12 protein-coding genes are annotated in these 13,565 nt (G+C 57.7%); 6 read left to right on the top strand and 6 right to left on the bottom strand.

Going from position 1 to position 13,565, the window contains the following annotated elements; genetic code table 11:
- Positions 1-43: 43 nt before the first annotated feature.
- The gene (locus M504_RS17540; protein ID WP_047496376.1) at positions 44-1,300 is read right to left on the bottom strand and encodes a nitrous oxide reductase family maturation protein NosD; all 1,257 of its coding nucleotides are present in this window, start codon (positions 1,298-1,300) and stop codon (positions 44-46) included.
- A gap of 304 nt (positions 1,301-1,604) precedes the next feature.
- Entirely contained in the window at positions 1,605-2,126 is a 522-nt protein-coding gene (locus M504_RS17535; protein WP_232296352.1) for a glutathione peroxidase, read from the bottom strand.
- Positions 2,127-2,389: 263 nt separating this feature from the next.
- Here M504_RS17535 and M504_RS17530 point away from each other — a divergent pair, with 263 nt between their 5' ends.
- The 4 genes from M504_RS17530 (at position 2,390) to M504_RS17515 (ending at position 7,514) form a co-directional block, all read left to right on the top strand.
- Entirely contained in the window at positions 2,390-5,809 is a 3,420-nt protein-coding gene (locus M504_RS17530) for a carboxypeptidase-like regulatory domain-containing protein (protein WP_084214499.1), read from the top strand.
- Between the two features lie 73 nt (positions 5,810-5,882).
- Positions 5,883-6,515 carry an SPFH domain-containing protein gene (locus M504_RS17525; protein ID WP_047496367.1) on the top strand — a complete coding sequence of 211 codons (633 nt, stop codon included), beginning with the start codon at positions 5,883-5,885 and terminating at the stop codon, positions 6,513-6,515.
- A gap of 181 nt (positions 6,516-6,696) precedes the next feature.
- Entirely contained in the window at positions 6,697-7,074 is a 378-nt protein-coding gene (locus M504_RS17520) for a hypothetical protein (RefSeq protein WP_047496364.1), read from the top strand.
- 38 nt (positions 7,075-7,112) lie between these two features.
- Positions 7,113-7,514, top strand: coding sequence for a hypothetical protein (locus tag M504_RS17515; protein WP_052200983.1), 402 nt, complete (start codon positions 7,113-7,115; stop codon positions 7,512-7,514).
- A gap of 76 nt (positions 7,515-7,590) precedes the next feature.
- On the opposite strand, the gene M504_RS21520 is transcribed toward M504_RS17515, so the two are convergent.
- Entirely contained in the window at positions 7,591-8,508 is a 918-nt protein-coding gene (locus M504_RS21520) for a S1/P1 nuclease (protein ID WP_052200982.1), read from the bottom strand.
- Between the two features lie 123 nt (positions 8,509-8,631).
- Between M504_RS21520 and M504_RS17505 the strand changes: the two genes are divergently transcribed.
- Complete coding sequence (locus M504_RS17505; RefSeq protein ID WP_047496898.1) at positions 8,632-9,417, top strand: NIPSNAP family protein; 786 nt, start codon at positions 8,632-8,634, stop codon at positions 9,415-9,417.
- Positions 9,418-9,487: 70 nt separating this feature from the next.
- On the opposite strand, the gene M504_RS17500 is transcribed toward M504_RS17505, so the two are convergent.
- A complete protein-coding gene (locus tag M504_RS17500) occupies positions 9,488-11,065 on the bottom strand; it encodes a hypothetical protein (RefSeq protein WP_052200981.1) in 1,578 nt (525 codons plus the stop codon).
- Positions 11,066-11,168: 103 nt separating this feature from the next.
- Complete coding sequence (locus tag M504_RS17495) at positions 11,169-11,597, bottom strand: DUF1440 domain-containing protein (RefSeq protein WP_047496360.1); 429 nt, start codon at positions 11,595-11,597, stop codon at positions 11,169-11,171.
- Between the two features lie 135 nt (positions 11,598-11,732).
- Here M504_RS17495 and trxB point away from each other — a divergent pair, with 135 nt between their 5' ends.
- Positions 11,733-12,707: a thioredoxin-disulfide reductase gene (trxB, locus tag M504_RS17490; RefSeq protein WP_047496357.1), complete on the top strand. Its 975-nt coding sequence runs from the start codon at positions 11,733-11,735 to the stop codon at positions 12,705-12,707.
- Positions 12,708-12,800: 93 nt separating this feature from the next.
- On the opposite strand, the gene M504_RS17485 is transcribed toward trxB, so the two are convergent.
- A complete protein-coding gene (locus tag M504_RS17485; protein WP_052200980.1) occupies positions 12,801-13,475 on the bottom strand; it encodes a hypothetical protein in 675 nt (224 codons plus the stop codon).
- Positions 13,476-13,565: the final 90 nt, after the last annotated feature.

The raw sequence follows: 13,565 nt of genomic DNA, 5'->3' as shown, positions 1-13,565 counted from the left end.
AGGGCGAACTCACAAGAGTCCGCCCCAACTGCTTACACATCCGTTAGAAGTTAGGTTGAATATCCACCGGCGTAATCGACCACGGCAAAGAAATCACCGCACCCTTCACAGTCGAGCAAGCGCCGGGTCCCAGTGTCGGCCCAAAGATGCAGCCCCACCAGTTGCCGGTGGCATCAACAGTCGATGCACCCGTGTTGGATACACCGGTTCCTTTGCCCAGCAGATTGTTGAACTCCACCGTCACTGCCTGCGGATTGTTCACATTCACATCAATCTGTTCCTGCTGGATCTGATTGCCGGAGATCATGATGCCGCTCGCGTTCGATGTAGGCACTGCAGAGAACACATTGATGCCGGTCGGCCCCGCCGTCGCTGCATCTGCCGTATCTGCTCCATTGCCAACAAGCGTGTTGCCGATCAGCATGTTGTCATTCAACTGCTGATTCGGTGCATGCGCATGCATCGCAATACCCGGCAGCCCATTGTCCTTGGCGAAGTTGTTCACCACCACATTGCTGTATGTCTTCGCGCCCGGAATCGAAGCGAAGATACCGAAACCGGCACCGCCACCAATACCCGCGCCATTCCGCAACGAACGATTTCCATAGATCGTGTTGTGATACACGCCAAAGGGCACTGCCGCGCCGGTGCTCGGCGCAGGCACATGCGAAGCCATCGTGATGCCGCACGCGCCGGGATTGTCATGCACATTGTTAAAGCTGATCAGGTTGTCATGCGTCGGCCCGCTATCGTCTGAGATCAGGATGCCGCCCGCATTTCCCGTCACCGTGTTGTCCGTCACAATGGCGTGATCCGCTGCCTGCAAATGAATACCTTCACCGCAATCCTGCGCTTCACCCGGCTCATAGGTTAGCAGGTCAGGGCACATCCCTCCCGCCAGCGACGTGTTATTGTTCTTCACCGTGTTTCCAGACACGCTGACGTACGACGCATTCAAAACAAGAATGCCTTCATGCTTCGCGTTCTTGATCGTCAGATTCGAGATGTGCACATTCGCCAGACCGGGATTGTGCAGGCCATCGACAACAACTCCATTGACCATGCCGGAAGCATCAATCACACCGCTCAGCGCAGTCAGCGACAACGACTTGGTGATCGTCACCTGCTCGTGAAACGTGCCTTCGACGACCACGATCGTATCGCCTGGAGAGGCGGCAGCTACGGCATCGCTGATGTGGTGATAGCATCCGCCACCACTGGCGCTCACGCACAGTGTGGCAGCAACAGCAGCCTTGCACAGCAAGGCAGAGGCAAGAGTGAGAAGACTACGGACGTGCATGGGTATCTCCTGAAAAAGAGATTGCAGTGATGACGCGCATGGCAGAAATGCGGCGTCTGTCCGGGACAGATCCGGGCTCTCTAAGGGAGCGGCTTCATCAATTCAGTAAGTGCAAAAAAGTTGGGCAGCGCGGGAGTGATTGCAGCACCCCCGCAGCTTCCGGCGTAGATCATAGGCCGAACACAAAAGAATAGGAAAGAAAATATAAGGTGAATGTCTGTGCAGTAAAAATGCATACGGCCCGCACCTGCTTCATCGAAGCGAGATGCGGACCGCTATTCACCGTACAGGTATTTATCTACAACTACTTCTTGCTAAGTTCGCTCTCAATCGCGGCAATCACCTGCGGTGAATCCGGCGTCGTAGCGGGCTCAAACCGAGCCACCGGCTGACCATTGCGAGCAACCAGGAACTTAGTGAAATTCCACTTGATATCCCCGGCGAACTTCGGATCTGTCGTCGTGCTGGTCAGGTAACCATACAGCGGCGTCTGGTCCGCGCCCTTGACGGAAATCTTCGACATCATCGGAAACGACACATGATACTTGCGGTTGCAGAACGTCTTGATCTCCGCATCTGTGCCGCTCTCCTGGTTGGCGAAGTTATTCGCCGGAATGCCGACAATCACCAGTCCCTTGTCCTTGTACTTTTCATAGACAGCTTCCAGAGCCGTGTACTGCGGCGTAAAGCCACATGCGCTGGCCACGTTCACCAGCAACAAAACCTTACCCTTGTACGGCGCCAGTGTTGTCGGTGCGCCGTCGATCGTCTTCATGTGAAAGCTGTAGACCGATCCCGTCGAACCCGCGTTCGCGGCGACACTCATTGCCAACATTGCCACTGCCACTAACTGCTTCCGCATCTCATTCCCCCGATGTTTCCTTGCGGCCATTATAGAAAGCTTCCAGCCGCAGTTTGTCATCCGTTTGCCACGTCCCGAGACGGGAACCGGATTATCAATAAGAAACATTTTTATTGACGAATCTTCTTCATTTCGCATAGCTTCCTGTCCACCTCGCGAGACCCTCGATCCTGCGAGCTGAAACGTTTTCTTCCGGTTTTGTTCGTTGCGTTTCTTTTGGAGGCTTTATGACAATTTCATTGCGGAGAAGCGCACTGCTTCTGTGTCCGCTGCTGATGGGCGGAACCGCGCTGGTATCCACGCCCGCGGCATATGCTCAGGCCGCTGGCACGGCCAGTCTTTCAGGAACTGTGGTCGATCCCGCCGGTGCCACCATCCCAGGGGCCACCGTCACCATCAACAACGCGGCCACAGACTATACGCGTACCTCGACAAGCGATGCGGAAGGCCGCTACTCCTTCCCGAACATCCCGGTAGGAACATATAAGCTTTCCGTCACCGCATCGGGCTTTGCCTCGTACGTGCAGCAGAACATCCTCCTGCAAGTGGGTAACAGCAGCACCATCAACGCAGAGATGAAGGTCGGCGCTTCCACAGAAGAAGTGACGGTTCAGTCGAACAACGTGTCTCTGGAAACGGAGACGGTGAACTACAAGCAGGTCGTCGACTCTGCGCGTATCAACGAACTGCCGTTGAATGGCCGCCAGCCAACGCAGCTTGTGCTCATTACAGGTGGAGCCGTTACCTCGCCAAGCGGCGATATGGTGGGTTCAAAGAATTACGCCACGTCCACGGTCATCTCTGTTGCAGGTGGACAGGGCAATTACAACAACTACGTTCTCGACGGTGGCTATCACGTCGACGAGTTCACAAACGTCAACCTGCCATTCCCATTCCCCGATGCACTGCGCGAATTCTCGGTAGAGTCCAATTCGCTTCCTGCACGCAACGGTGTTCACCCGGGCGCACTGGTGAATGCGGTTACAGTTTCCGGCACCAATCAATGGCACGGAACGGCGTTTGAATTCATCCGCAATAACATCATCAATTCCACAAACTTCTTCTCTGTAGCAAAAGACACGCTAAAGCGAAATCAGTTCGGTGGAACTTTCGGTGGCTACATCCGACGCGACAAGTTGTTCTTCTTTGGCGGCTACCAGGGAACAAGAAACCGCCAGGTAGGCAACGCCACAGGCTATTGCATCCCCACGCCTGCAGAGCTCACGGGCGACTTCAGCAAGATGGGGGGTAACTGCACCATCAACGTGAAGGACGGACAGACGCTGGTCAATCCTGTAACTGGAGCGACGATCTCCACAACGCCTGGGACGCCGACGTATCGCCGCGTGGATACTTCCACCTACAGCCAGCAATCCTTGAATCTGGTGAAGTATCTGCCCAGTTCGCTTGCAGATCAATACGGATACGTCCGCGTCGCACTGCCAGCGAATTACTCTGAAGACCAATACATCGGCCGCGTTGATTTCACGTGGTCCCCCCGCCACTCGTTGTTTGGCCGGTACTACATCACCAACTACAACGCACCCTCGTATTACTCGCCAACCAATCTGTTGGTCACCACCACCGCAGGCAACGACGAACGTGTCCAAACCTTCACGCTCGGTGACACGTTCAACTTCACGCCACGCATGATCAACAGCTTCCGTGGAACCTATGCGCGCCGTCGCAATAATCGTGGACCGACAGCAGGTGGCATCAACGCGCAGACGTTAGGCGTGAACATCTACACCTATGTTCCCGTCGATCTTCGACTAACTGTTACCAACGGATTTTCTGTCGGTTGCGGAACCTGCTCGCCTGGCTTCTTTAACGTGAATACAGAAGCCTTTTCCGATTCTGTGGACTGGCAGCTCGGATCGCACGCACTCGCGTTCGGTGGTGAATACATCCGAACAGGAAACAACGTCCTCACGGGCTATCTGCAAAACGGTAACTACACCTTCAACGGCCAGCTAAGTGGCGCTAAGAACGGCAACACAGGTGAAGGCATGATCGACTTCCTCACGGGTCGCATGCAGGCATTCGGTCAAAGCCGTTCGCAGCAAAACTCGTTCCGTCAAAACATCTTCTCCCTGTACGGGCAGGACACGTGGCATGCAACGCAGAAGTTGACTGCGACCTATGGCCTCCGTTGGGAACCGATGTTGTATCAAACGGACAAGCAGGGACGTGGCAGCACGTTCGATCAAACAGCGTTTAACAACGGAACACATTCCACCGTGTTCCCCAACGCTCCGGCGGGTTCGCTCTACTATGGCGATGCGGGCATCCCGAAGAGTCTCACTAACAATCGCATGTTGAATTTCTCGCCGCGCGTCGGTCTCTCCTACGCAGCGGACGATAAGACTGTGATCCGGCTCGGCGGCGGCATCATGTATGACGTGCCCAATCTGTTCATGAATCAACGGCAGATCACCAACCCTCCATACACTAATGAAATCGATATCACCGGCAACATTCCATTCTCCAATCCGTGGTCGGTGTATCCCGGTGGCAGCCCGTTCCCCGGCGTATTCCCTCCGGATAAGACTGCAGTCTTTCCTACGCAAGGTCAGTTCGTTATCTTGAAGCGGAACGTCCGCACGCCGGTAATTTATCAGTGGACAGCCAGCTTGCAGCACGACCTTGGCATGGGCTGGTCCATGTCCATGAACTATCTTGGCAACCGGAATAACTTCCAGTGGATCGGTAATTACTTCAACCACGCAAGATACATTCCCGGTAACTCAACCGGTCTTGCCGGATCGTGCGGCGCACTAACAGGCTCGAACCTGCCAGCATCTGGAACGGCCTGCTCCACTACCGCATCAGCCAATGCGAACGCACGTACACCGCTTTCGCTCACGAATCCTACGCAGGGTTCGTATTACACGCCAACGATGACGTTGGTCGACGACAAGGCATACTCGGTCTATCACGGTGGCATCTTCACTGTGCAACATCGCGGTACCGGAAGCTTCAGCTTCCTGGCCAACTACACCTGGTCCAAGTGCCTTTCTCTGGCGGATAACCCAGGCGACGTAGCTTCCACCACGTTGCAAAACTCCGATAACCCACGCGGCGATTACTCCTACTGCGGTTTCGATGTCCGTCACATTGCAAACGTCACTGTCGTTGCGCAGAGCAACTTCAAGAGTCTGCATGGATGGGCATCCGCTGTGGTGAATCACTGGCAGCTTGCACCGTACCTTCGAATGCTCAGCGGTGCTGTCTACAACGTCACCACCGGATCGGACCGTTCGCTTACCGCGCAGGCAAACGATCGTCCCAACCTGGTCCCGGGGGCAAACGTCTACAGCGGCGTCAAGGTAACAAGCTCGACACCCGGAAACCGCTTCTACTTCGTGGGATCGGCATACACGCTCAACCCCACGGGAACGTACGGCAACCTGGCGCGCAACTCGCTGCGTGGTCCGGCTTACTACAACATGGACGTGGCCTTAAGCCGCATCTTCCCCATCCACGAGCGGTTGAATCTTCAGCTTCGGCTTGAGAGCTTCAACATGTTCAACCACCCATTTCTCAACGGTTTCACCACCGCCAATCCCACCAGCAGCACGTTTGGCTATGCGACCGCCGCAGGCGATCCCCGCATCTTCCAGGCTGCCGCAAAGTTCAACTTCTAGAGAGCAGTCCTCAAACCAGCACACAGACCCGTCCCCAACGACGGGTCTGTGTATTTTGACAGGGCGAAGATTGATGAATGTGGAATCATACTGGTGGCAGGATGCGTCTAATCTGCTAACAGTGACTATGGCGAATTCGTTTGACGTTCTGGCAGGGGTAGCGGTGGAACTGGCGCTGATTGTGCTCGCGGGCACCGTGCTGCAGCGCATCCTGGGCAAACTGTCGTTTGTGCCGGCGCGCATCAAGCTCCTGCCATTCAATCGCGGCGTTCTCCTCAAAGGCGACTCTGTGGTGAAGGTCGTAGCGCCCGGCTATCACTGGGTCCGGCCGTCGCAGTCGCTGGTTCCGGTAGACATGCGGACCAAGCCGTTCCAGGTCTCTGCCCGCGAACTCCTCACTGCCGACGACGGCGTCGTCCGTGCATCCTTCGGCGGAGAGTACCGCGTCAGCGACCCGCAACTCTACATCACGCAAAGCTCAGACGCATTCGGCGCTCTCTACGTCGCGCTGGAGAAGGTGATCCCATCCGCATCGGTGGAGTTTGAGACGGACACCATCCTCAACTCGCCTACGCTCTTTGCGGAACGCATCGTGGAACTCATTGAGCCGCGCGCCGCGCAGTACGGTCTGCGCGTGACCTCGCTTGAGGTGTCCAACAGCATCTCGCTCGGTTGGGTCATGAAGCACGTCGAACCGGAAAGATAAGAAAACGAATCACCGTGTTTTCCGTTGCGCCGGCAAAAGCTGGCGCTAGCGATTTTCACCTCGCGAAATCAGCCATCATCTCCCTCGCAGGATCTCAACGCGACCTCGCATTTTCGGTCAGACAAAAGCCAAAATAGGTTCTACAGTGAGGAGTGAATCCCAACCTCTCCTGGAGTGACTTGTGAAGCTGCCGATTTTCGTCTGTGTATCTCTGTCTCTTGCTGTCTCCCTTGCCGCGCAATCTCAGCCCGGCATCACCGGCAAATGGACCACGCAGACTGAGGTGCAGGGAATCGCCGTGAATGAGACCTGCATGTTGAAGCAGGCCGCGGACGGCGCTCTGACCGGCACCTGCGACACGCCCGGTGGAAAGTTTGCTGTTACGGGAAAAGCCAACGGCGGAAATGTAACCTTTTCACACCCTGCTGCGTACCAGGGAGAAGATATGACGGTATCCTTTTTCGGCAAGCTGGATTCGCCCGAATCGATCACTGGCTCCATTGATATGCAGCCAATCAACGCGGGTGGAGCATTTGCCATGAAGAAGATCGGCAACTAAATCTCAAGGCGGCAACACCTTTTGTGGAGGACAGGAATATGAAGAAAGTTTTGATCGCAGCATTTGCAGTGGCAGCACCCCTCCTGGCGCAGACAGCGGCCCCGGCAAACGTCGCCGGCGTGTGGGACATCGGTGGTGAAGTCGCAGGTGTTCAGGTCGTGGAGCACTGCACCTTCGTTCAGGCAGATGACGACAGCCTTACCGGCAGCTGCGACGTGCAGGGAGCCAAGTGGCCCACCAAGGGCAACGTCAAGGGCGGCGACGTCACCTTCCAGCACGCCGGCAAGTACAACGGTGACGACTACACCATCGTCTATCACGGCAAGCTGGATAAAGGCGCGTTGACCGGCACCATGGATGTTGATCCGTTCGGTGTCACCGGCAGCTTTACCGCGGCAAAGGGAACCGCCACCCCCGCACCAGCTCCTGCAGGCATGTAACTCCGCAAACAAGTTTGAGAAACAGAAGAGGGTCGCCATCAGGCGACCCTCTCTCGTTGCTTCCTTAACTCGTAACTTACTTGCCGGCGGGCTTCTGCGAAGCACTCTCGCGCTCTGCTTCTGCCTTTTCCGCATCCACGGGAACATAAGCATGCGGAGGCTGCGTAAACGCCGCATTCAATTCCGCCGCCAACCGAAGTCCACCCAGCTCCAACTGACGATCAATCGTTGGGATGAACTTCTGGTAGTACGCCTCATCAATATCGGCGCCGCTCGTCACCATGCCAGCGTCCGACACAACCTTGGACTGCTCCGTCCACGCAACCGGATCAATCGGCCCAGCCTCTACCGAGTGTGTTTTGATATCGCCTTCCAACATCGCCAGGTACTGCTTGTCGCTCAGCTTGCGACGGTCGATCAGGAATCCATCCCAGATAGCATGCAGGTTGCACTTCGCTGGGGTGGCATAGCTGCTGCACGTCGACTGACCAAACGCAGTGACGATAATGCCGTTGCCACCCTTCTCCACACCCGACGCATGAAACGGCTGATGGATATCGCCCACAAAATGCACCAGGAACTTCAGCGCCGTGGCGCGTTCCGAAGGATCAAGTGTCGTATCGGCAACAATTTTTTCAAAAAACGGAATGCGATCCGTAGCGCAGTCGCGCACCTTGTCGTTGTAGCTGCCCATCTTCACGCCCGGCTGCAACGGGCAGTCGCGGTCGCGGTCGTACTTATCCGTGTCTCCCGGAATATCCGTGAAGTGCCAGTTACCCGTCTGCGTCACGCTGGGGCGATACACATCCGGCCACGAAGCCACATCCGACAGCGATTCCTTACCCAGCAGAAACTGCACATTCTCGCGCGCAACCGGCGTCAGGTGGTCCCACGCAATCTGCGCCACCAGGCGGTGTCCCTTCTCCCACCACGCATGGGCGGCAGACGGCAAAAGAACGGCAACAAGGGCGGCTGAAGCAAGGAACTTACGCATACATTCAGCATAATGGAGCGGCGCGCGCCAGGAGATGTCACGCGTGTGAAACCACCCGCGAATCCACGCTACTCCGGTACACTTGCTCCGCAGATCCGATTTCATCCACGAAGGAAACCAACCATGAACCGGCGCGACTGGTTAAAGGGAGGCGCTGCCATGGCAGCAGCCGCAGGCATCGCAAACACAACCCCGTCCGTGGCGCAGGGCGCAAAGCCTCGCAGCTACTTCCTGACGCGCATTTACAAGATGCAGTCTGGCCCCTCCGGCAAGCTCCTCAGCACGTACCTGTCCGACGCGCTTCTGCCCGCGCTGCAGCGTCTTGGCCTCGGTCCCGTCGGTGTGTTCAACCTCAGCTACGGCGACGCCACACCGCAGGTCTACGTCATCATCTCCGGCAACGACCTTGAGAAGCTCGCCAAGCTCGACCTCCTTCTCGCGAAGGATCCCGCGTTCGTCTCCGCCGCCGCTCCGTTCTGGGCAACACCGGCCACGCAGTCGCCCTTCATCACCGTCACCAGCCGCCTGTCGATCGCGTTTGAAGGCTTCCCGCAACTCGTAGTCCCGGCAAAGGAGCCACGCATCCTGCAGCTCCGCACCTACATCAGCCCCACCTTCGCCGCGCACGAACGCAAAGTCGAAATGTTCCACCAGGGCGAGTTCCGCATCTTCGAGGAATCGGGCGCACGCGGCGTCTTCTACTCCGACAACCTCATCGGCCCCGACCTCCCCAGCCTCACCTACATGCTGGCGCACAAAGACCTCGCCGCCATGGATCAGAACTGGAAGAACTTCCTCAGCCATCCCGACTGGAAGAAACTTTCCAGCAACCCGCGCTACGCCAGCGAACCCATCGTTACGCACGTCGACAATCTGGTGCTAACACCCACTGCTTACTCGCAGATCTAGCAAGCAGCAAACAAAAACAAAACCGCCCTCTTCTCCCACAAGAAACACAGGGAGAAGAGGGCGGTTTGATTTACTGGCAAGCGGCGTTCTTCGCACCCGGCAGCGTGACAAAACTAACCGTCAAAGGAGCAAAGCTAACCTTCCCAGCAGTAACCTTCGCACCAGCCATGACCGGCAACGAACCATCCGCACCCGCAGTCAGTTCTGTCCCATTCAGCATCGTCTGCTTACTCGTCAGCTCCGGCGACGAAAGCGTGTAACGCTCTCCCGCAACGGGCAGCGTAAGTGCCTGCTCCGCCGAGTTATCAAAGTTAATCACCAGCAGCGTCACACCGCCCTTGTGGTCGCGTTCGCAAGCCGCATACACACGCGCTTTCCCCGTCAATGAAATCCCGGGATCAAGCACGCGCACATCCATCGTCCGCTTCCACAACACGGCAGCCCAGAAGTCCGGACGAGGCGCATACGTCTCTTCATCCAGCAGCCCGTAATCGCTCGAAGCCAGCGTGTTCACTATCACGCTGCGCACGCCCTTCGCCGACAACGAACCAAGCTGGTCCATGAACCGAAACACATCCACAAACTGCGCCGCAAACGGATCACCGCCGCACGCCGCCTCACTCGTTTCGGTCAGCCACATTTGCTTCCCGGGCAAATACTTATCGCGATCCGCAGCGTAGTGATTGAACCCCTGCATATTCCGGTCAAACCACGCTGCCGTCATCGCCGTCTCCGGCGTGTTCACAAACTTCAGCCCCATCATCCGCGTGCATCGCTGTGAAGCGTCGGAATAAAAGTGATATGAGAACGCATCGAAGATCGGGCCCGTAGCCTGCAGCATCTCCGGCGTCGTGGGCGACAGCTTCGGCCCACCAGCAGTCGCGCCGCCAGCCATCACCACGCCCTCGCCAATACTCCCTGGCCCCAGCAGCAGAGTGCTCGGTGAAGCTTTCTTCAGAAAGCTGCGGAACGCCTTCACATCGCGTCCAAAGTCCGCACCGCTATAACCCGCAGGCGCGCCGCCAATCGACGCATATGTCGGCTCATTCATGAACTCTGTAGCGGCAATGTGCCCACCCACGCTCTTCGTGTACTCGAAGAACCCCGCAGCTTCCGCAGGAGTCCACGCCCCACTCGCATCCCGAGTCCCCGCACTCGTGGCAACAGACGTCACCAGCTCCGCTCCCGCTGCGTGCGAGAAGTCCACCACACCCTTCCACTGCGCACGCGTCAACACCGCCTGATAGCCCGTTGGCGGACTCTTCGGTGCCGGATCATCCGTGTTTTGAAAGAAGCTGCTATTCCGCCACGTCCCGCTCACACGCATGTAAGCCGGAGCCAACGCACTCGCCAGCCGCCGCAGCTTCGCCTGCGAAAGATCAATCGGAGCGCGGTACTGAAACATGCTCGGATCAATCCCTACAGGCGCGTTCGTATTCGCCGTCTCGGCAGGCGTCTCAGCCTTGGAGGAATAGGGCTTCCAGAAGCGGCCACCCGTAACCTCCACCGTCTCCACGTTGTACGAAAGAAACCGCGGATCAACCTCCGCCACCTTCTTCATCTGCCCCGGTTGAACAGCGGTCTGGCAGGTTGCAGCAAGCGACGTGAGCAGGAAAAACGCAATACCGGAAGATCGAACAACAGCCATAGCGGGGCATCCTCAACAGTTACGTGTGCTCGCAATACGCCGCAGCACGCGCAAGTGTTCCGCCGCCTGTGTAGTGAACCGAACTACCGCCTGTCAACAGCGCTCAAAGAGCGCGTCGCGCCAGCTCGCGTACGGTTTCGCATACCACGCCATACACCACGTGTGTCACCATCTCGCTGCGATGCTCACGGCCCGAATGCGGATCAGGGCGCGCAGCCAATCCCAACGCCGGCAAAACACCTTCGTGTGTCACGGCCAGCATCGTCATGCCAAAGTTGGCCCCGTGCCTGTCCGTGACCGGCGGATAAAGTTCCGCCACCGCGCCATACGCGGCACCCGCCGCCGCGCCCAGTACCCACGGCATCAGTTTGCTCTCTTCGCTCTGCCGCCGTGCCAGTTCAGGGTGCGGAGGGTACACCTTTTCCGCAACGGTTCTGGCTGCCGTGGCCACCAGTCCGCCAATCATACCTGCCAGTGCGCCCTTCAAAATGTCTCGTGCCGGTGCGGGAAGCTTCTTCGTTTCTTTCGTCATAGCTCTCTCTGGGACGCCGGCTCCAGGAACCGGGTGGCCCGTCTTGAATCCTTTCATGGTCCTCGCGCATTTAGAATGATGGCTGTTGCGCTGCTTCGTACAGGTCAGCGCAAGAGAGACAGCAGATCGGACCTCATGTCGAACACATCCTCTACGCCTTCCAGCACCACACGCGACGTTGTCATTCTCGGCTCCGGCGTCAGCGGCCTTACCGCTGCCATCTACACGGCTCGCGCCAACCTCAAGCCGCTTGTCATTGAAGGTCACGAACCCGGCGGCCAGCTTTCCATCACCACTCTGGTGGAAAACTTCCCCGGCTGGCCCGACGGCGTACAGGGCCCCGAACTCGTGGAGAACATCCGCAAGCAGGCGCAGAAGTTCGGTGCGGAAATTGAGATGGGCCACCTTCACTCCGCCGACCTCTCCAAGACCCCCATCGAGCTGAACTTCGGTGGCGACCGCATCGTGCACACACGGACGCTCATCGTCGCATCCGGTGCATCGGCACGCTGGTTAGGCCTGCCCAGCGAACAGGCCCTCATCGGCCACGGTGTTTCGTCCTGCGCCACCTGCGACGGCTTCTTCTTCTCCGGCAAAGAGATCTGCGTCATCGGCGGCGGCGACTCCGCCATGGAAGAAGCCATCTTCCTCACGCGCTTTGCCACCAAGGTTTACCTGATCCATCGCTCGGGCACCTTCCGCGCCAGCAAGATCATGCTGGAACGCGCCATGGCCCACCCGCAGATTGAGTTCCTTCCGAACACCGTCGTGGAAGAGGTTCTTGGAGTCGAACAGAAGGAAGTCAGCGGCATCCGCGTGCGCAACACCGTCACCGGCGAGGTGAAGGAGATCGCGCTCAGCGGCTTCTTCCTCGGCATCGGTCACATTCCGAACGCCAAGTTCTTCGAAGGCCAGATGGATCTGGATGGCGACGGCTACATCAAGAGCAAAGACAATGTCTTCACCACGCTCGACGGTAAGGTCATCCCCGGCGTCTTCGCCGCAGGCGACGTACAGGACCGCCGCTACCGTCAGGCCATCACCGCCGCGGGCACGGGCTGCATGGCCGCTCTCGAAGTCGAAAAGTACCTCGAAGACCACGGCCGCTAATCCGAACCGAGACACAGGCAAGTAAGAGAGGCATCCCCAACGGGATGCCTCTTTTATTTCCAACGCGCAGGGCTTTAGCCGCTGAGGCAAACCCTACTTCGTAGCCGCCGGTGGAGCTGCCGCAGGAGCGGTGGTCGTAGCAGGAGGCGTCGTAGCAGGCTTCTTCTTCACTGTCTTCTTCTTCGGAGCAGTCTTCGCCGGTGGCGGAGCCGCTGCTGCCGCAGCAGCCGCCTGCTGTGCCGCTGCAATCTGGGCATTCTGCTGCTGAACCGTCGCCTGCAACTGGCTGATCTTCTTGTCCTGCGCCGCAGAAGAACTGATGATGCGTTCGCCCAGGCTACGGCGTGCCCCATCCAGCGACGCCAGAGCCCCGTCCAGGGCCTCGGCCTGGTCGCGTGGGGCGTTTCCCTTACCCGCAATCTGGATGCGCAGCAGCACGTTATACAGCGCGTCCAGGTTCAGCAGGATACGAAGACTCGCGGGCACAGATTCGGGCGCCTTATCGGAATCCGCAAGAAGGGGAGGCAGGGTGTTCTGCAAATCTTTCTGAACAGAGCCCAGATTCGCGTCTACCTCACCGCGCAAACCATTGCCACCCTTCCACTTGTTCAGGTCCACATTGCTGCCGGCCTGCGCCACCTTGTTCAGCGCCGGTTGCACCAATGAGGTGGGTTTCTGCGCTGCATCACCAGCAGCGTCCTGTGCAGTAGCCGTAGCTACGCCACCCAGAACAAAAACGGAAAGAAAGACAAACGATCGCAAACTCATAAAAATAAGGGCTCCTCAACTTTGAGAGACGTCTCAGAGGCGCGGGTTGCATGCACGCCAAACAGTGACAAGCAAATACTTCTCCAAATT

Origin of the sequence: Terriglobus sp. TAA 43, from assembly GCF_000800015.1 — a bacterium.
Taxonomy (GTDB): Bacteria; Acidobacteriota; Terriglobia; order Terriglobales; family Acidobacteriaceae; genus Terriglobus.
This window is presented reverse-complemented; position numbering and strand designations above follow the sequence as displayed.

Bases quoted from the DNA above. Each gene is read 5' to 3' on its own strand.
- M504_RS17525 (WP_047496367.1), top strand. From the start codon at position 5,883: ATGAATGTGGAATCATACTGGTGGCAGGATGCGTCTAATCTGCTAACA.
- trxB (WP_047496357.1), top strand. From the start codon at position 11,733: ATGTCGAACACATCCTCTACGCCTTCCAGCACCACACGCGACGTTGTC.
- M504_RS21520 (WP_052200982.1), bottom strand. From the start codon at position 8,508: ATGCGTAAGTTCCTTGCTTCAGCCGCCCTTGTTGCCGTTCTTTTGCCG.
- M504_RS17505 (WP_047496898.1), top strand. From the start codon at position 8,632: ATGAACCGGCGCGACTGGTTAAAGGGAGGCGCTGCCATGGCAGCAGCC.
- M504_RS17485 (WP_052200980.1), bottom strand. From the start codon at position 13,475: ATGAGTTTGCGATCGTTTGTCTTTCTTTCCGTTTTTGTTCTGGGTGGC.
- M504_RS17495 (WP_047496360.1), bottom strand. From the start codon at position 11,597: ATGACGAAAGAAACGAAGAAGCTTCCCGCACCGGCACGAGACATTTTG.
- M504_RS17530 (WP_084214499.1), top strand. From the start codon at position 2,390: ATGACAATTTCATTGCGGAGAAGCGCACTGCTTCTGTGTCCGCTGCTG.
- M504_RS17540 (WP_047496376.1), bottom strand. From the start codon at position 1,300: ATGCACGTCCGTAGTCTTCTCACTCTTGCCTCTGCCTTGCTGTGCAAG.
- M504_RS17515 (WP_052200983.1), top strand. From the start codon at position 7,113: ATGAAGAAAGTTTTGATCGCAGCATTTGCAGTGGCAGCACCCCTCCTG.
- M504_RS17535 (WP_232296352.1), bottom strand. From the start codon at position 2,126: ATGAGTGTCGCCGCGAACGCGGGTTCGACGGGATCGGTCTACAGCTTT.
- M504_RS17500 (WP_052200981.1), bottom strand. From the start codon at position 11,065: ATGGCTGTTGTTCGATCTTCCGGTATTGCGTTTTTCCTGCTCACGTCG.